Below are 18,039 nucleotides of genomic sequence, written 5' to 3'. Positions count from 1 at the left end.
GCTTTATTCCGTGCTCAGGTTCATTCTATCCTTCTTCGGCTCCATTTTCAGTACCATCACGCTTGGTGTGGCGGTGGTTGCACTGACCATTGGCGCGGTCTTCTGGATGTATGGGCGCGACCTGCCCAGCCACGAATCCCTGGCGCAATACCAGCCCCCGACCATCAGCCGGATCTATTCGGGCGAAGGGCAACTGATCGACGAATTCGCCGAAGAACGGCGCCTGTTCACCCCGTCGCATGAGATCCCGGCGCTGGTAAAACAGGCCTTCATCTCTGCCGAAGACAAGAATTTCTATTCCCACGCCGGCTATGATGCCCGTGGCATTGCTGCCGCCGCGATTGAAGCGGTTCGCTCGCGCGGGTCCAACGTGCGCGGTGCCTCGACCATCACCCAGCAGGTGATGAAGAACTTCCTTCTGTCCGGTGACCGTAAGGCCGAGCGCAAGATCAAGGAAATCATCCTCGCCACCCGGCTTGAGGAAACGCTCGACAAGGACAGAATTCTTGAGCTCTATCTGAACGAGATTTTCCTGGGTCAGAATTCTTACGGGGTCGCGGCGGCCTCGCAGACCTATTTCAACAAGACCCTTGGCGAATTGGCCCCGCACGAAGCTGCCACGCTGGCCTCCATGCCCAAGGCGCCATCGGATTATCACCCCGTTCGGCGCAAGGACCGGCTGCTGGCCCGGCGCAACTACGTTCTGCGCGAGATGTACGAGAACGGCTATATCTCCGAAGACGTCTACAAGGTGGAGGTCGAACAGCCGCTGCGCTCGGTCCAGAATGGCGATTTCGAAAGCTTCCGTACCGCTCTGCCGCCGCGCGATTATTTTACCGATGAAATCCGCCGCCAGCTGTCGCAGGACTTTGGGGAAGGCGAATTCTTTACCGGTGGTTTCACCGTCCGTGCCACCATCGACGAGGAAATGCAGACAGAGGCCGCGCTGGCCATGCGCAAAGGTCTGGAGAAATATGACCGTTCGCGTGGGATCTGGAAGGGCACAGGGGTAGCTCTCACCGAAGAGGAACTCGCCTCCGAAGAGACCTGGCGCGAGGCGCTGGGACAAGCCGATGTGTCCCGCGACATCGACTTGGGTGGGAAATGGCTGCCTGCCGTGGTGCTGACAGTGGCCGATCAGTCGCTTACCGTTGGCGTAGAAGGCGTTGCCGAAACCGGCAGCGTGCCGCGCTCTGACATCAAGTGGATGAAGGGCAATTTCAAGGACAACTTCACCCGCGGAGACGTGGTGCTGGTCCGCGCCGAGATGAAAGACGATGCCTTCAGCCATTGGTCGCTGCGGCAGGTCCCCGAAGTGCAGGGCGGTTTCGTTGCGATGGACGTCAACACCGGCCGCGTTCTGGCGATGCAGGGCGGGTTCTCCTATCAGCATTCGGTGTTCAACCGCGCCACCCAGGCGCAGCGACAGCCTGGGTCCAGCTTCAAGCCCTTCGTCTATGCGGCGGCGCTGGACAGTGGATACAGCCCGGCGACCATCATCGTCGACGCCCCGATCGAGATCAACACGCCGCAGGGTCTGTGGCGGCCCAAGAACTCCAGCAACAAGTTCTACGGTCCGACGCCGCTGCGCACCGGGATCGAGATGAGCCGGAACCTGATGACCATCCGACTGGCGCAAGAGGTTGGCATGCCGGTGGTCGCGGGTTATGCGGAACGCTTTGGCGTCTATGACAATATGGGCACCTATCTGGCCAACTCGCTGGGGGCCGAGGAAACCACGCTCTACAAGATGGTTGCAGCCTATGCGATGTTCGCCAATGGCGGCCAGCGGGTGCAGCCGACCCTTGTGGACCGCATTCAGGATCGCTTTGGCAAGACGATCTACCGCCACGATGACCGCGACTGCGTCGATTGCGCCGTGGCTTCCTTGGAGCCTGGACGGGCGCCGCGTATCGTTGCCGACCGCGAACAGGTGATGGATCCGATCACCGCCTATCAGCTGACCTCGATGATGAAGGGGGTTGTCGACCGCGGCACCGCCTCCAGCGTGATCAACCTGCCGGTGCCCACCGCGGGCAAAACCGGCACCACCAACGATTCGCGCGATGTCTGGTTCGTCGGTTTTACCTCCAATATCGTTGCGGGTTGCTACATGGGCTTTGACCAGCCCCGCCCGATGGGGCGTGGCGCCTATGGCGGCACCATGTGCGGACCGGTGTTCCAGCAGTTCATGACCAAGGCGGTCGAGAAATTCGGCGGCGGTCCCTTCGAAGTGCCCGAAGGTGGCCATTTCATCAAGATCGACCGCTATACCGGCGCGCCTTTGCCGGATGATGCTTCGGGTGCCCATGTGGTGGCGGAATACTTCCGCGACGGGGCTGAACCGATCTTTGGCATGACCTTCGATGGCGGCTTTGCCATGGGCTCCAGCCTGCCGTTGATCGAAGAGGTCGAGCAATCCGGGCGCAAGGTTACCACCTCAAGCGGTGGAACCGCAGTTCTGGGGCCAAAGGCCAGCTTTGGCACCATCAGTTCGGGCGGCTTGTACTAACCGCCCGCCTGTGCCTTTGCGGGAACCGGCTTTGACGGGGGTATTGCGCGCGGGGCGCGATTGTCGGCCGCCTATGCGCACTGCTTGACGATGGACAGGCGCAGACCCTTGTTCTGCCTTGGTCTCTGGGCTATCACGCCAGCCTGAACGTCATGACAGGATACTCCCAAGATGCGCGCTGAAACCCAGAATATCGTGACCGAGATTGAAAAATCGCTGGAGCTTCTCGCCCAGCGGCTCGATTGGGAAACTGCGGAGTTCCGGCTGGAGGAATTCAACGCCCGGGTCGAGGATCCGGGACTGTGGGACGATCCCGAAGCGGCGCAGAAACTGATGCGCGACCGTCAGATGCTGGTGGATGCGATTGATACCTACAAGGGCATCAAGCAGGATCTGGCGGACAATATGGAGCTGATCGAGCTTGGCGAGATGGAAGAGGACGAGGAGGTCGTCACCGACGCTGAGGACGCTCTGAAGGCGCTGAAGGACAAGGCCGCCGAAAAGGAGCTGGAGGCGCTGCTGGACGGCGAGGCGGACGGCAACGATACTTTCCTTGAGATCAATGCGGGCGCGGGCGGCACTGAAAGCTGCGATTGGGCTTCGATGCTTGCGCGCATGTACGTCCGCTGGGCCGAGAAGAAGGGCTACAAGGTCGAACTGCAATCCGAAAGCGCTGGTGAAGAGGCAGGCATCAAATCCGCCGCCTACAAGATCTCCGGCCCCAATGCCTATGGCTGGCTGAAATCCGAAAGCGGCGTGCACCGTCTGGTGCGGATTTCGCCCTATGACTCGGCTGCCAAGCGTCACACGTCCTTCTGTTCGGTCTGGGTCTACCCGGTGGTGGACGACAATATCGACATCGAGGTGAACCCGGCGGATATCCGTATCGATACCTACCGTTCGTCCGGTGCGGGCGGTCAGCACGTTAACACCACCGACTCGGCGGTGCGGATCACCCACCATCCCACCGGGATCGTGGTAACCAGCTCGGAAAAATCCCAGCACCAGAACCGCGACATCGCCATGAAGGCCCTGAAATCGCGCCTGTATCAACTGGAGTTGGATCGTCGCAACGCGGCCATCAACGAAGCCCACGAGAACAAGGGCGACGCGGGTTGGGGCAACCAGATCCGGTCCTACGTGTTGCAGCCCTACCAGATGGTCAAGGATCTGCGCACGGGGCATGAGACCTCGGACACCAAGGGCGTTCTGGATGGCGATCTCGATGGGTTCATGGCTGCGACCTTGGCGCTGAACGTCTCCGGCAAAAGCCGCGCGGACGCGCAGGCGGAGTAAGCGCTTTTTGTCCAAACGACCGTATTGGCCGAGATTTCACAGGTTGGAGCTAACTGTTATTGTTCCGGCTTGGTTCTTTGTGTTATTCGGCGGGCTTTTCTTTCAATTTCTTGTTGGCGGTGTCGTCCTTGATGCGGAAGTCCGCGATGGGGCATATCTGTTCGAGATGCGTGGAAGTGATGAACCCAATTTCTGGCAGCCGACGAACTGGTTCATGTTTTGGTGGTGGAAAGCTAACCTTTACGTTGGCATCTCCTGCGTGAGTTATGTCGCCCTGCGATATCTGATTAGCTGGCTCACAGCGCCGGGGGACGAAGGCGCGTGAACGTATCAGGAGCGAACTGAGACAAGTCACCGCTTTCTTTTGCAAAAATCTGTCGCTAGGCTTTGTTCATTCCCGGAATGGAGCCCAGTCGATCATGACCCAGTACAGCTCTGCCAGCGATCTTCTGGCGCAATTGCATGATGGCAGCCTGACGGCCACGGCGCTGATGGAGCGCACACTGGCGCGGATTGCGGCGGTGAACCCGGATCTGAATGCCATCGTGGCGCTCAGGCCCGCCGATGAGCTGATGGAGGAGGCCCGCAAGGCCGATGCCATGCGCGCGGCCCATGTACCGCTAGGTCCGCTTCATGGCCTGCCCATGGCGGTCAAGGATCTGGCCAATGTCAGGGGCATCGTGTCCAGCCAGGGCTCGCCGCTTCTGAAGGATTTCGTGCCCTCCGAGGATGAGCTGTTCGTTTCGCGCCTGCGGGCGGCGGGGGCGATCCTGATCGGCAAGACCAATACGCCTGAATTCGGGCTGGGGTCGCATACTTTCAACCCGGTTTATGGCGCGACGCGAAACCCCTTTGATCAGGGGCGCACCTGTGGTGGCTCTTCGGGCGGGGCGGCTGTGGCGCTGGCCGCTGACATGGTGGCGCTGGCGGATGGCTCCGACATGATGGGGTCGCTGCGCAATCCGGCGGGCTGGAACAATGTCTACGGCTTTCGCCCCACCTGGGGCTGGGTGCCCTCCGAACCAAAGGGGGATCTGTTCATGCACCCCCTATCGACCCTTGGCCCCATGGCGCGCAGCCCCGAGGATATCGGTCTGCTGCTGGACGTGATGAGCGGACCGGACCCGCGTCAGCCGCTGGCCTCGGGCGGGGCTCCGGTGATGCCGCTGCCGGAGGTCGAAAAGATGCGGATCGGCTGGCTTGGCGACTGGGGCGGGGCCTTTCCGATGGAGCCGGGAATCCTTGAGCTATGCGAGGCGGCTGCCAAGTCGTTCCAAGACTTGGGGCATACGGTTGAAGCCGTGGCGCCGCCGTTCCCGGCGGAACGCATCTGGGAGGCCTGGATCACCCTGCGCTCCTTTGCCGTGGCGGCGGGCCTGCGGGTGTTCAATGATCGCCGCGAGCATCTGAAGGACACCGCCATCTGGGAGCTGGAGCGCGGCCTTTCGATGACGGCGCAACAGGTGCAGGAGGCATCCGATGTGCGCTCTGACTGGCAGCGGGCCGCGGCGCGGCTGTTCCAGGACTACGACGCCCTGATCCTGCCGACGGCGCAATGCTGGCCGTTCCCGGTCGATATCGATTACCCGCGCGAGATCGCAGGCGTTGAGATGGACACCTATCACCGCTGGATGCAGGTGGTGGTGCCGGTCAGCCTGCTGGGGTTGCCCTGTCTTGGTGCGCCTGCGGGGTTCAGCGAGGCGGGCCTGCCGATGGGCATCCAGATCTTTGGCGCACAGGGGCAGGATCAGAATATCCTGGCACTGGGCCAGCAGTATCACGCGGCCACGCAATGGCCGCAAAACGCCCCTCCACAGGGTTAAGGAAGGACCCGGGGGAGGGGAAACGTTTCGGGGAGGAAGCGTTTCGATGACAGAAAAGGCAATTGGTGTACCGGAAATGCAGCCGATGACCGCAGAAATCCTGCGCGAGGCGCTGCGACGCGGATGGGCGGATTTCCTGGCCAAGCCCGGATACGGGTTGTTCTTTGCCGGGTTTTACGTCTTGGCGGGCTGGGCGATGGCCTGGGTTACCGCGCAGACCGGCACCACCTTCTGGCTGGTGCTGGCGGCCATCGGTTTTCCCCTGATCGGTCCCTTTGCGGCGGTGGGGCTTTATGAGGTCTCACACCGGCGCGAACAGGGGCAGGCAATGGATGCTCGGGCCATTCTGGGGGTGGTTCTGCAGCAAAGCCGCCGCCAGCTGCCGTCGATCTGCGCCATCATCATTGTGGTGTTTCTGTTCTGGTTTTTCCTTGGCCACATGATCTTTGCCCTGTTTCTGGGGCTGTCGACCATGACCAATATCTCCACCTCTCTGGATGTCTTCCTGTCGGTCGAGGGGCTTACCATGCTGGCAGTCGGAACGGTTGTTGGCGCGTTGTTCGCGTTGCTGCTCTATATGATCACGGTGATCTCTCTGCCGCTGCTGCTGGACAGAGAGGTGGATTTTGTCACAGCAATGATCACCAGCTTTACCTATGTGCAGCAGAATTTTGCGCTGATGATGCTCTGGGCGGTACTGATTGCGGTGCTGACCTTTGCGGCCATGCTGCCCGCCTTTGCCGGTCTGCTGGTGGTGCTGCCGTTGCTTGGCCACGCCACTTGGCACATCTACCGGCTCGCCACATCACCGACCTAGGGCGGCAGGCCGTCCCTGGTCAGGAGAACGGTTCGTTGATGCGCAGCAGGCGGCGGTGGTAGGGCAGCAGGTCCTCTTCGCTCACAAAGCCCGCATTGCGGGCCACGGCCAGCGCAGGCCCCATGTCGCGGCCGAGGTATTCATAGACCATCCGGGTGACCCGCTCATCGCCGCTTTCGCGCACGGTGCGGGCCACGTAGCCAACCCAGAAATTGTTTTCAAGCGAGGCCACGCGCGCCAAGTAGTTGAAGGAAAAAGTCATCGCGCGGCGCCGTGAAATCAGGAAGGCGACGCCGTCCTCGTGACAGCTGAGCACGCCGCGGAACTCACGCGATGCCGGGTCTTCGGGCAGGCCCTGAAACCGCATCGCATCCTTGGCCTCAAAACCCTTGATATAGGCGACGCCGCCTCCGTCACGGCTTACGCGCACCAGACCAACGACAAAACTGTCCCCGTTGATGAAGCTACGACGGGTAAAACGGTAATAGCCAGAGGGGAAGATCTGCTCGCTCAGCTGCTCGATCCCATGGCCCAGAAAATCATTGAGAAAGGCGCCGTGCAGGATCTTGTCCTGTTTGCCAACTGTGTCGACCGGCTCCAGCAGGATACGCGCATCCACATCAAAGAAGCAGCAGATCCGGTCCAGAACGTCCGGCCGCGGAAAGCTTTCGCCGGACATGTAGCGATTGAACTGCGTCCGGTTGATACCAAGGCGCCGCGACAGTTCGGAGATGGAGGGGTATTGCTGTGCCAGATGACGCAGGTTGGCGCCAAACATGTCGCGCAATTCTGCGGGAGAACGCGATTGCCGGGCGCGGTTGTCATCTCTTGCTGTTGCTATGGCAGCCATTGTGGCCTCAATCCCCGACCGTTGATCGCGACAAATATTTCCATTTTACGATGGGTTGTCGCTTTATTGCGTCAATGTTGTCTCTAAATTACGTCGGGATACTATCCTCGCTGACACAAATTGCAATAGTCCGACGCAGTATTTGCCATGTTGGCGCCTCTCCAATTGGCCCAGAATTGAGCGATAAACGAACGAGGCTTGCAACATGATCGGATATGTACTTTGGAGTGATGTCGCCGTCGGAAAAGCAATTATCTGGTGTGAGGATCAGGGGGATCTGGCCTATTATTCGCGGCACAGAGATGCCTCACAGACGGCGGTGTGTAAGGGAGATTGGGTACAGTTTGACCTGACCGAAAAAGGCAATATGCGGTTGGCAGCCAATGCGGTCATTCTGGATGAGGTCGGGTATCCTGACCTGTCCGAGATGCTGGTCGAGGCAGCACCGCTGCCAAAAGCGGCTTCAACAGCGGTGACGGCCGATTATCCGGTTCGCGCAACAGGTGCAGGGCGGAGTTTTGAAGCGTCTGGCGGTGTCGAGGTGGTAACGGAAGGCAATGTGATACCCTTTCCGGCTTTCTCAAAATGGCACACGGCCGCGCGGTACGGGTAACCCCCGTACTGTCGGAACGGTCTGGCGCAGCGCTTTGTTACACGCGGACATTGCGCTGCAGGCCCCGTCATTTTCCAGTAACCCGGACGTCGCAAAAAGGCCGCCCAGATTGGGCGGCCTTTTGTGTTATCGGTGCAAGACATGCGGTCGGAAGGGGCAGGTGGTCCTCTCCCGGCGCGGCAATCAGGTGCCGCGCAGCAGGGCAGCAACGCCGGTACGGGCGATTTCGATCAAACCCAGCGGGCGCATCAGATCGGCAAAGGCGTCGATCTTGTCCGGGGCGCCAGTGATTTCGAAGATGAAGCTTTCCAGGGTGCTGTCCACGACATTGGCGCGGAAGATATCGGCCAGGCGCAGGGCCTCGACCCGCTTGTCGCCATCGCTCACGACCTTGAGGATTGCCAGTTCCCGCTCGACCGCAGGGCCTTCGACGGTCAGATCGTGCACCTCGTGAACCGGCACGATACGGCCCAGCTGCGCCTTGATCTGCTCGATCACCTGCGGGGTGCCGGTGGTGACCACGGTGATGCGGCTGAGGTGTCCGGTGTGATCGACTTCGGCGACGGTCAGGCTTTCGATGTTGTAGCCGCGGCCGGAGAACAGGCCGATGACACGGGCCAAAACGCCGGGTTCGTTTTCAACCAGCAGCGCCAGCGTGTGACGTTCCTGTACGTCCGAAAACGTGGGCCTTAGGTTATACGCCGAATGTTTGCTGGCGCCTTTTTTGATGTGTAGGGCAGACATGGAATTGTCCTTTTTCATTCCTATCGGGCCGTGTCGGCGATTGCCGGGCCCATCAATTCGGTGAAGGGGGAGCGGCGTGGATCAGACCAGCACCGCACCTCCGGCCTGAATGGCGCCCTGGGTCTCGGCTTCGCCCAGCAGCATTTCGTTATGGGGCTTGCCCGAGGGGATCATCGGGAAGCAGTTCTCATGCTTCTCCACCAGACAATCAAAGACAACCGGACCGTCGTGGTTGATCATCTCCATGATCGCATCGTCCAGATCCTTGGGGTCCTTGCAGATGATGCCCTTGGCGCCAAAGGCCTCGGCGAGCTTCACGAAATCGGGCAGTGCTTCGGACCAGGAGTGGCTGTAGCGTTCACCGTGCAGCAGTTCCTGCCACTGGCGCACCATGCCAAGGCGTTCGTTGTTGAGGATGAACTGTTTTACCGGCAGGCGGTATTGCGCGGCGGTGCCAAGCTCCTGCATGTTCATCAGCCAGGACGCTTCGCCGGCGACGTTGATCACCAGTGCGTCCGGGTGCGCCATCTGCACGCCAATGGAGGCCGGGAAACCATAGCCCATGGTGCCAAGTCCGCCTGAGGTCATCCAGCGGTTGGGATCCTCAAAGCCAAGGAACTGCGCCGCCCACATCTGGTGCTGCCCAACCTCGGTGGTGACGTAACGGTCGTGGCCCTTGGTCAGCTCCTCAAGGCGTTGCAGCGCGTATTGCGGTTTGATGGTGCCTTCGGACGGGGTGTAGGACAGGCAATTGACCGCGCGCCATTCGGAGATCTTGGCCTGCCATTTGGCCAGCGCCTCCTTGTTGGTCTTGCGACCGCGGGATTTCCAGACCTTCAGCAGATCTTCCAGTACGTGGCCCACATCACCGACGATCGGGATATCGACGCGGATCACCTTGTTGATCGAGGAAGGATCAATGTCGATATGCGCCTTGGTCGATTTCGGGCTGAAGGCATCGATGCGGCCAGTGATCCGGTCGTCGAACCGCGCGCCGATATTGATCATCAGATCGCAGTCATGCATCGCCATGTTGGCCTCATAAAGACCATGCATACCCAGCATGCCGAGCCAGTTCGGGCCAGACGCAGGATAGGCGCCAAGGCCCATCAGGGTCGAGGTCACGGGAATGCCAGTGGCATCCACCAGTTCGCGCAGCAGCTGGCTGGCGCCGGGGCCGGAGTTGATCACGCCGCCGCCGGTATAGAACACCGGGCGTTTGGCGGTCTCGATGGCGGCCACCAGTTCGGTGATCTCTTCCATATCGCCCTTGACCGGCGGCTGGTAATGCGAGGCCGAGGGGCGCGGCGTCGTGTAGGTTCCGGTGGCGAATTGCACGTCTTTCGGAATGTCGATCAGAACCGGACCGGGGCGGCCCGAGGTGGCGACATGGAACGCCTCGTGCAGGGTACCGGACAGCTTGTCGGTGTCCTTCACCAGCCAGTTGTGCTTGGTGCAGGGGCGGGTGATGCCAACGGTGTCCGCCTCCTGGAAGGCGTCTGAACCGATCATGAAGGTCGGCACCTGACCGGTCAGCACCACCAGCGGAATGGAATCGAGCAGCGCATCGGTGAGGCCGGTCACCGCATTTGTTGCACCGGGCCCCGAGGTGACAAGAACGACGCCGGGTTTTCCGGTCGAACGCGCATATCCTTCGGCGGCGTGAACCGCGCCTTGCTCGTGGCGGACCAGAATGTGGCGGATATCGTTCTGCAGGAAGATTTCATCATAGATCGGAAGCACGGCGCCACCGGGGTATCCGAATACCGTGTCCACGCCCTGATCCTTCAGGGCCTGAACAACCATTTTTGCGCCGGTCATTTCACGTGTCATCTGCTTTTGCTCCAGTTGGCGGCAACGTCCATTCCGCATAAAAAAAGCCCCCGATTTTCTAGGTCGGAGGCGCATGGGTCAGATTATGGTCAACCGTTACCGGCCCATGCGCTTGGTTCCTACAATGACGACTAGGGAGGTCATTTACCCCAGGCTCCTCTTTTGCGTTGAAGCGCAGACTATGACCGGCCGGCAGGGGCGTCAACAGGCAAACCCATCAAAAATGCCCGTCTTTCGACATTTTCTTGCGCTCAAGGGCCGCGTTGCGACATTTCTCAAAAGGAGACTCCCGGAAATGTGACCGAAACCCGAGCCGCAGGGACTCAGCCGCAGGTGTCGCATGCCCCGGAAATGGGGTGGGGGAGCAGGGGCTACAGCCCGACGCCAGTGCCCTGTAGAACGCCGTGTTGCAGCGCATAGCGGGTGAGGCCGGCGGTCGAGGAAATGCCCAGCTTGCGCTTGATGTTCTTGCGGTGGGTTTCCACTGTGCGCACCGAGATATCGAGCGCAAGGGCAACTTCCTTGTTGGATTTGCCCTGAGCCAGTTCCAAGAGGATGGTCTGTTCGCGCCCGGTCAGCGCCTCGCGCAGACCGCTGTCCTTGGGCTTCAGCGACCCTTCGGCGCCGGTGCAGAGATAGCGTTCACCGCGCATCACCGCGTCGATAGCGTCCTTGATCTCTTCGGTGGGCACGTCCTTCAGCACATATCCCATGGCGCCATGGCTGAGCGCGGTAGAGATATATTCCGGGCTGTCGTGCATCGACAGGATCAGGATACGAGTGCTGGGGCTGCGCTCCAATATGATTTCGGTGGCGCCGAGGCCACCCAACCGGGGCATGTTGAGATCCATGAGGATCACATCGGGCGCCAGCTCGGCGACGCGGCTCACCGCTTCTTCGCCGTCGGTCAATGATCCGACCACCGCGATGTCATCGTAGCTTTCGAGAATCGACTGGATGCCCTCGGCGACCATCGGGTGGTCGTCCACGATCAGGACACGCACAGGCTCGCAATTTCCGTCTTTCAGCAGAGTGCCATCCCCCAACTGCCTATATGCTTCGGACCCGGCAGAGATACGGATCCTGCATCTGCCACTACGACACGCGTTTCGGAGCGGCTTCGTTCCCCGGTGGCAGCAGATGGCTCAAAGGGAGTGTTGCTTCGATCACCGTGCCGCTCTGGGTGCCCCGTGATGACAGAATCCGCAAGGTGCCGTCAAGCTGATCGATCCGCTCTTGCATGTTGCGCAGGCCGATGCCCGGCTCGCCTTCGGGCTTTTTCTGGGGCAGGCCACGGCCATTGTCGCTGATGCGCATGGTGGCGCCGCGGGCGTGGCCACGCAGGTCGATACTGACATGGCTTGCATCCGCGTGCCGTTCGATATTGGTCAGCGCCTCCTGCGCGATGCGGTACATGGCGATCTTGGCGTCCTGATCCAGCCGGTTGCGGAATACCACAGTGGTAAAATCCGTTTCGATTCCAGTGCGGGCCGCAAAATCATCGGTCAGCGCCTTCAGCGCAGGACCAAGGCCCAGATCATCCAGCACTCCCGGGCGCAGATCCCGGCTGATGCGGCGCACTTCGGAGATGGCGATGCCAAGGTGTTCGATCCCTTTGTCGAGCGGATCCGAAGCGCCATCGTGATCGCCCCGCATCAGGCGCCGCCGGGTGTTGTCCAGCGCATAGCGCACCCCGACCAGAAGCTGGCTGATCCCGTCGTGCAGCTCACGGGCCACGCGTCCACGCTCTTCTTCCTGCGCGTCGAAAACCCGCTGTGTAAGCTCTTTCAGCTTGGCATCGGCAAGGCGGCGCTCGCGGATGTTCAGAACCATGCCCGATGCAAAGACAAGGACCAGTGCAACAAGGGTAATTCCGCCAATATAGATAAAGGTCCGGCGTACCCGGGCTTCCACCTCGGCGCGGCTGGCGGCGACCGAGGCCAGCACATCGTCGATGAAGACGCCGGTCCCGACCGCCCATTGCCAGTCCTGCAGGCCAAGGACGTAGGTTACCATCTGCGCTTCTTCGCCAGTCGATGGTTTTTCCCACACGAAACTGTGCCAGCCTGCGCCTTGGCGCGCCTGCTCGATGAAGGTGTCCACGACTGGCGTGCCCTGGCTGTCGGTAAGCCCGCGCCAGTTCTGGTTGATGAACTCGGTTTGCCGGGGGCTGACCAGATTGTTGCCGTTGTAGTCATAGACGAAAAAGAAGCCGTCCTGGCCGTAGATCATCGCGCTAAGGATTTGCGTCACCCGTTCCTTTGCATCCGCATCATCCGGCGCAGCCAGACCGTAGATATGGGAAAAGGCATTGCGGGCCTGGGTGACATAGTTGCGCAATTCGGCCTTTTTGGCTTCGATCAGCTGCCGCTCCAGGGCCTTGATCTCCCGCTCGGCGAGGGCGCGGGACTGATTGGCCACCAAGAGCGCAATCGCCGCCACGGCCACCACCAGAGGCAGCGTCGCCAGAAGCGAAAGTTTCTGCGCATAGTTTGGTCGAAACAGGCTGGAAAACAGGCTGGAGAACGGGGGCATAGGGCTGTCCGGCGGCTGTGAGAGAGGGAAGACGAATCGTTACGCAATCGAAATCCGAAAGCAAAGGGGGCTTTGAGGCAGATTTTGCCGTCACCTGCGTAACAAAAGAAGCCTGCGCTCAAAATTAGTGCAACAATCGGACTGAAACTTACCAAAAAAGCGCCGATCTACGCAGTACTAGGTATTCACAAGTTTGGCCCCGTGGCTAGGCTGACGCCACTCGAACCGATCCGCCCAAGGCTTTGCTGCGGGCAATCCATATATCTGGGAGGAAAACATCATGGATCGTCGTTCCTTTTTGAAAACATCCGCTCTGGGCGGTACCGCCGCTGCTGCGTCCACTCTGGCAGCTCCGGCTTATGCTCAGGGTAAGCGCACTCTGACCATGGTTACCACCTGGGGTCGTGGTCTGGCTGGCGTGTTTGACGCCGCGCAGCGCGTTGCAGACAACGTCACCGCCATGTCCGATGGCAACCTGACCGTCGACATCAAAGCCGCCGGCGAACTGGTTGGCGCGTTTGAAGTGTTTGACGCCGTTTCCTCGGGTCAGGCTGACATGTATCACGGCGCCGACTACTACTTCGTTGGTCAGCACCCGGGCTATGCCTTCTTCACCGCCGTGCCCTTCGGCATGACCGCGCAGGAACTGTCCAACTGGTACTACTTCGACGGCGGCATGGAGCTGCACGACGAGCTGGGTCAGATCTTTGGTCTGAAATCCTTCCTCGGCGGCAACACCGGCGCGCAGGCTGGCGGCTGGTTCTCCAAAGAGATCAACAGCCCCGAAGACTTCAACGGTCTGAAGTTCCGTATGCCGGGTCTGGGCGGCAAGGCACTGGGTAAACTGGGCGCTTCCGTTCAGAACATCCCGGGTTCCGAAGTGTACCAGGCTCTGTCCTCTGGCGCCATCGACGGCACCGAGTGGATCGGCCCCTGGGCGGACGAAAAAGCCGGCTTCCAGGAAATCACCAAGACCTACTACACCGCTGGCTTCCACGAGCCGGGTGCGGGTCTGTCGGTTGCAACCAACCGCGACGTATTCGAGAGCCTGAGCCCCGCGCATCAGAAGATCATCGAAATCGCGTCGGCTGAATGCCACCAGTGGAACCTGGCACAGTTCCTGGCCAACAACGGTGCCGCTCTGCAGCGTCTGCAGGCCGGTGGCGTGAAGCTGATGGAATTCCCGGACTCCGTCTGGGATGCCTTCGGTAAGGCTTCCATGGAAGTGCATGCGGAAAACATGGGCGACGATCTCTACAAGAAGATCCACGACAGCGCCATGGCTTCGATGAAGTCCTCCTCCGCCTGGATCAAGACTTCCTCGGGCACCTACGTGTCGCAGCGCGACCGCGTTCTGGGCTAAGCGGCGTACTTACGCTTTCATCGGATCCTCCGCCATTGTGCGGGGGATCCCTTTTCCATTGCAGCAGGTCGAACCGGGCAAGCCAGCTCCTTGTGGAGCACCGCCAGCTCATCTAAAGACCCGCCGCAATCAATGATCCCGGGGGAACAATGCAGGACGACAGTGGCATTTCCTTTTTCGGCGCCCTGTGGGGTGGTCTTGTCTGGCTGGTCCAGAACATCGCTGGCGCCTTTTACAATCTTGGCTACGCGCTCTCCCATACCAGCGAATGGCTGGCATGGACCGGAGGGCTGGAGTCCGTAGAGGACAAACAGTCGCTTATGCGCTTTGTCTACTTCGGTGGCTCGGTCGAGTTCTTCTTTGTAGTGTTTACCGCGTTTCTGGTTCTGACAGCGGTGGGGATTTACCAGCGCCAAGTCATGTGGGGCGTGGTGCGCGGGCTGGAAGGCTTTGCCAATACCATCGGCCGCCTGTTCGCCTGGGCCGGTCTGATCATGGTCATCCAGCAGATCATCATCGTTTTCATGCAGCGGGTCTTTGCCCGGCCGGACATGAGTTTCGGTCTGGGGATCGAACTGCAGATGGACATCTCGTGGTTTGCCGAAGAGTTGAAGCTCTATAACGCGCTGGTGGTCTGTATGTGCGTTGCCTACACATTCGTGCAGGGCGGCCATGTGCGGGTTGACCTGATCTACTCCGGCATCAGCTTCCGCGCCAAGCGGGTGATCGACATGATCGGCTCGCTGATCTTCATGATGCCTGCGGCTGTTCTGACCTGGATGTATGGCTGGTTCTTCCTGTGGCGCCACCTGATCGTGCCGAAGCCTTCGGCCTCTGATGGGCTTGACCGGCTGGTGATGAAAGCACGTGCGCTGCGCTGGAACGTGGAAACCATCGGGTTTAGCCCGAACGGCTTCAACGGGTACTTCCTGTTCAAGATCCTGCTGGTCTCGTTTGCAGGCATCGTCTTCCTGCACGCCATTGCCTTCTTCTACCGCTCGTTCCTCGAGTTCGTCGAAGGTCAGGGTAGTGAAAACAAATACCTCGACAAGGATACCCTTGGAGAGGGCGAAGAAGCCTATGAAGGCGCGCATTAAACTAAGGGACAGCTGACATGCTATTCGGTCTTGATGGCGTCGAAATCGGCCTGATCATCGTATTCTTCTGCCTTTTCGGAGGCATTCTTTCCGGCTTCCCGGTGGCCTTTGCCATCGGCGGCGCCGGCATCATCTCCTTCGGGATTATCGCGGCGCTCGACAGTGCCGGGCTTCTGGTTCACCAGGCCATCGACACCTCGTCGCAGGTCTACCGGGATCTGGTGAATTCGGGCGTCAAACCCGATGTCATATCCATCTTCCGATATCCGGATCTTCCACGCGTTGCAGAGCATGTGTTCCCGCAGGGCTGGGAAAGCGCGATGGATCGCAACGTCTCCTTCATCGTGAACCGCATGAACGAGCGGGTTCTGGCTGGGGCGTCGATTGAAACGCTGCTGGCGGTTCTGATGTTCGTTCTGATGGGGATCACCCTGGAGCGGTCGAAGATCGCCAACGATCTGCTGACCACCATGGCGCGCGTCTTTGGCCCGCTGCCCGGCGGTCTGGCCGTGTCCATCGTGGTTGTGGGGGCCTTCCTGGCCGCTTCGACCGGCATCGTGGGCGCGACTGTGGTGACCATGGGGCTTCTGGCGCTGCCCACCATGCTGCGCAACAACTACTCGCCGGAGCTGGCGACGGGTGTGATTGCAGCTTCGGGCACGCTGGGGCAGATCATTCCGCCCTCCATCGTGATCGTTCTTCTGGGCACGCTGGCAGGGGATCTTTACTCCACTGCGCAAGAAAACCGTGCGCAGGAAGCGGGCTGTACCGATGCGCTGACCTTCCTGGGTGAGCCTGCGGTGGTTTCGGTCGGGACCTTGTTCCAGGCGGCGCTGCTGCCGGGCATCATGCTGGCGCTTCTTTATGCGCTTTATGCCTTTGGCTATGCGCTGATGAACCCGGAAAAGGCACCTGCGGTTGAACTCGGCGGCGCCAGTGACGAACCGGTGACCCGCACCGAGGCTCTGACCTGGTTCCTGGGCGCGCCTGCTGCGATCATCGTCGGCACCGTGCTGCTTGGCTCGTTCGGCGTTGTTGGCTCGCAGAACATCAATGTGTCCAGCTTCTCCGACGCTGGTCAGACCGCGTCGCTGCGCACCTCGGTCGGGGCGGAATGTCAGGCCTCGATGATCGAACTGCATGGTCAGGAAGCCTGGGACGCAGCGGTGGAAGAGCAGAAGGCGATCGATGCCGCTGGCGGTGTCGCCTCGGCTGAGCGTCTGAGCGAGGAAGAGATCGCTGCGGCAGAGGTCGAGAAGATTGCCAACGCGGCGCCGATTGGCACCGGTATCTCGGTGATCATCGTTCTGCTGGGCCTGGTTCTGGCCGTTGGCCGCGGTGTTGCGCCGTCGCGCGATACCAAGCCGCTGATCGTCGGGGCCATCGGTCTTCTGCTGCTGGCACTGGTCGACATTCTGCTGATCGCGCCGACCACGTCCCCCGGGGCGACGGTGCTGCTGATGCTGATCCCGCTGGCGATCGCGCTTTACGGCTGTAAAGAGGCGGCGATCCGCTGTGCGCGCAACGATCTGATCCGGGTGGTCTTCCCGCCGCTGGTTCTGATCGTGGCCGTGCTCGGCTCGATCCTTGGCGGTATCACCAACCCGACGCCCGCTGCGGCGCTGGGGGCAGGCGGTGCCATCATGCTGGCGGCGTATCGCCGTCTGCAGGACGAGGGACGCTCGGGCAAGGTGATCATCTGGTCCACCTTCGCGGTGATCCTGTGCATCCTGATCGGGGTGAACTTCGATCTGCGGATCAATCAGGACAACGTGTCGTTCGAAAGCTGGGTGGCCTTCTTCTTCGCTTATGCGGCCTACCTTTATGCGCTGTTCGGCCTGCTGTTTGGCTGCTGGGTGCTGTTCAAGGGCGGGGTTCTGACGCCGATCGTGCGTGAGACGGCGAAGGTGACCTCGATGGTCTTCACCATCCTGATCGGCTCGCAGCTTCTGAACCTGGTGGTGATCTCCTTTGGCGGCGAGCACTACATCCAGCAGTTCCTGAAGAGCTTTGACAACGAGATGACGGTCTTCCTGATCGTGATGCTGGTTCTGTTCTTCCTGGGCTTTGTGCTCGACTTCCTCGAGATCATCTACATCGTGATCCCGATCGTCGGGCCGGTGATCTACGGCGGTTCCTTCGATCCGAAATGGGTGACCATCATGGTTGCGGTGAACCTGCAGACCTCGTTCCTGACACCGCCCTTCGGCTTTGCGCTGTTCTACCTGCGCGGGGTTGCACCGAAGGAGGTGACAACGGGTCATATCTATCGCGGGGTGCTTCCCTTCGTGCTGATCCAGGTGGTTGGTCTTGCGATCCTGTGGCTGTTCCCGTCGATCGTGACAATCGTACCGGCGCTGATGCCAGGCTGATCCGGTTCAGCATATCACCAAAGACTTAAGGGGCCCCTCGTGGGCCCCTTTTTCATGGCGGCGGTGCAGATGGTGGTGACTGGAGCGCACAGGCAGACAGGCCGGACCCGGCGAGATCCGCCGGATAGCGTCAAGGTCGAGCTGTAGAGACGCGCGTGCAGCCCCAAGAGACGCCTTCAGCGGT

General features: G+C 60.5%; 14 protein-coding genes. 9 read left to right on the top strand and 5 right to left on the bottom strand.

What is annotated here, in order from left to right:
• The first annotated feature begins 10 nt into the window (after nt 1-10).
• From AAFO90_RS07585 to AAFO90_RS07565, 5 genes are all read left to right on the top strand, one after another.
• Nucleotides 11-2,512: a PBP1A family penicillin-binding protein gene (locus AAFO90_RS07585; protein ID WP_347508987.1), complete on the top strand. Its 2,502-nt coding sequence runs from the start codon at nt 11-13 to the stop codon at nt 2,510-2,512.
• A gap of 171 nt (nt 2,513-2,683) precedes the next feature.
• A complete protein-coding gene (gene prfB / locus AAFO90_RS07580) occupies nt 2,684-3,808 on the top strand; it encodes a peptide chain release factor 2 (protein WP_347508986.1) in 1,125 nt (374 codons plus the stop codon).
• A gap of 43 nt (nt 3,809-3,851) precedes the next feature.
• Entirely contained in the window at nt 3,852-4,133 is a 282-nt protein-coding gene (locus tag AAFO90_RS07575; protein ID WP_347508985.1) for a hypothetical protein, read from the top strand.
• A gap of 94 nt (nt 4,134-4,227) precedes the next feature.
• Nucleotides 4,228-5,631, top strand: coding sequence for an amidase (locus AAFO90_RS07570; RefSeq protein WP_347508984.1), 1,404 nt, complete (start codon nt 4,228-4,230; stop codon nt 5,629-5,631).
• A 46-nt stretch (nt 5,632-5,677) separates the two neighbouring features.
• Nucleotides 5,678-6,448, top strand: coding sequence for a DUF2189 domain-containing protein (locus AAFO90_RS07565; protein WP_347508983.1), 771 nt, complete (start codon nt 5,678-5,680; stop codon nt 6,446-6,448).
• Nucleotides 6,449-6,467: 19 nt separating this feature from the next.
• Here the strand turns inward: AAFO90_RS07565 and AAFO90_RS07560 are convergent, their stop codons facing one another.
• Nucleotides 6,468-7,226, bottom strand: a complete 759-nt coding sequence (locus AAFO90_RS07560) for a helix-turn-helix transcriptional regulator (protein ID WP_065270606.1) — start codon at nt 7,224-7,226, stop codon at nt 6,468-6,470.
• A 277-nt stretch (nt 7,227-7,503) separates the two neighbouring features.
• On the opposite strand from AAFO90_RS07560, the gene AAFO90_RS07555 reads away from it, so the two are divergent.
• Nucleotides 7,504-7,911, top strand: a complete 408-nt coding sequence (locus AAFO90_RS07555) for a hypothetical protein (RefSeq protein WP_347508982.1) — start codon at nt 7,504-7,506, stop codon at nt 7,909-7,911.
• 183 nt (nt 7,912-8,094) lie between these two features.
• Here the strand turns inward: AAFO90_RS07555 and ilvN are convergent, their stop codons facing one another.
• From ilvN to AAFO90_RS07535, 4 genes are all read right to left on the bottom strand, one after another.
• On the bottom strand, nt 8,095-8,655 hold the full coding sequence (ilvN, locus tag AAFO90_RS07550; RefSeq protein WP_065273495.1) for an acetolactate synthase small subunit: 561 nt from the start codon (nt 8,653-8,655) through the stop codon (nt 8,095-8,097).
• A gap of 81 nt (nt 8,656-8,736) precedes the next feature.
• Nucleotides 8,737-10,488: an acetolactate synthase 3 large subunit gene (locus AAFO90_RS07545; protein ID WP_274828959.1), complete on the bottom strand. Its 1,752-nt coding sequence runs from the start codon at nt 10,486-10,488 to the stop codon at nt 8,737-8,739.
• 371 nt (nt 10,489-10,859) lie between these two features.
• Complete coding sequence (locus tag AAFO90_RS07540; protein WP_274833384.1) at nt 10,860-11,492, bottom strand: response regulator transcription factor; 633 nt, start codon at nt 11,490-11,492, stop codon at nt 10,860-10,862.
• Between the two features lie 91 nt (nt 11,493-11,583).
• Nucleotides 11,584-13,023: a cache domain-containing protein gene (locus AAFO90_RS07535; RefSeq protein WP_347508980.1), complete on the bottom strand. Its 1,440-nt coding sequence runs from the start codon at nt 13,021-13,023 to the stop codon at nt 11,584-11,586.
• 280 nt (nt 13,024-13,303) lie between these two features.
• Between AAFO90_RS07535 and AAFO90_RS07530 the strand changes: the two genes are divergently transcribed.
• The 3 genes from AAFO90_RS07530 (at nt 13,304) to AAFO90_RS07520 (ending at nt 17,855) form a co-directional block, all read left to right on the top strand.
• Nucleotides 13,304-14,386 carry a twin-arginine translocation signal domain-containing protein gene (locus tag AAFO90_RS07530; protein ID WP_065270601.1) on the top strand — a complete coding sequence of 361 codons (1,083 nt, stop codon included), beginning with the start codon at nt 13,304-13,306 and terminating at the stop codon, nt 14,384-14,386.
• A gap of 149 nt (nt 14,387-14,535) precedes the next feature.
• On the top strand, nt 14,536-15,483 hold the full coding sequence (locus AAFO90_RS07525; protein WP_065270600.1) for a TRAP transporter small permease subunit: 948 nt from the start codon (nt 14,536-14,538) through the stop codon (nt 15,481-15,483).
• 17 nt (nt 15,484-15,500) lie between these two features.
• The gene (locus AAFO90_RS07520) at nt 15,501-17,855 is read left to right on the top strand and encodes a TRAP transporter large permease subunit (RefSeq protein ID WP_347508979.1); all 2,355 of its coding nucleotides are present in this window, start codon (nt 15,501-15,503) and stop codon (nt 17,853-17,855) included.
• Nucleotides 17,856-18,039: the final 184 nt, after the last annotated feature.

Source organism: Phaeobacter sp. CAU 1743, assembly GCF_039839315.1.
GTDB classification, from domain to species: Bacteria; Pseudomonadota; Alphaproteobacteria; order Rhodobacterales; family Rhodobacteraceae; genus Phycobacter; species Phycobacter gallaeciensis_A.
This window is presented reverse-complemented; position numbering and strand designations above follow the sequence as displayed.

What these genes read in the sequence shown, in the direction of transcription:
- prfB (WP_347508986.1), top strand. Translation starts at nt 2,684, where the DNA reads ATGCGCGCTGAAACCCAGAATATCGTGACCGAGATTGAAAAATCGCTG.
- AAFO90_RS07560 (WP_065270606.1), bottom strand. Translation starts at nt 7,226, where the DNA reads ATGTTTGGCGCCAACCTGCGTCATCTGGCACAGCAATACCCCTCCATC.
- AAFO90_RS07525 (WP_065270600.1), top strand. Translation starts at nt 14,536, where the DNA reads ATGCAGGACGACAGTGGCATTTCCTTTTTCGGCGCCCTGTGGGGTGGT.
- AAFO90_RS07545 (WP_274828959.1), bottom strand. Translation starts at nt 10,488, where the DNA reads ATGACACGTGAAATGACCGGCGCAAAAATGGTTGTTCAGGCCCTGAAG.
- AAFO90_RS07530 (WP_065270601.1), top strand. Translation starts at nt 13,304, where the DNA reads ATGGATCGTCGTTCCTTTTTGAAAACATCCGCTCTGGGCGGTACCGCC.
- AAFO90_RS07570 (WP_347508984.1), top strand. Translation starts at nt 4,228, where the DNA reads ATGACCCAGTACAGCTCTGCCAGCGATCTTCTGGCGCAATTGCATGAT.
- AAFO90_RS07565 (WP_347508983.1), top strand. Translation starts at nt 5,678, where the DNA reads ATGACAGAAAAGGCAATTGGTGTACCGGAAATGCAGCCGATGACCGCA.
- AAFO90_RS07555 (WP_347508982.1), top strand. Translation starts at nt 7,504, where the DNA reads ATGATCGGATATGTACTTTGGAGTGATGTCGCCGTCGGAAAAGCAATT.
- AAFO90_RS07520 (WP_347508979.1), top strand. Translation starts at nt 15,501, where the DNA reads ATGCTATTCGGTCTTGATGGCGTCGAAATCGGCCTGATCATCGTATTC.
- AAFO90_RS07535 (WP_347508980.1), bottom strand. Translation starts at nt 13,023, where the DNA reads ATGCCCCCGTTCTCCAGCCTGTTTTCCAGCCTGTTTCGACCAAACTAT.
- ilvN (WP_065273495.1), bottom strand. Translation starts at nt 8,655, where the DNA reads ATGTCTGCCCTACACATCAAAAAAGGCGCCAGCAAACATTCGGCGTAT.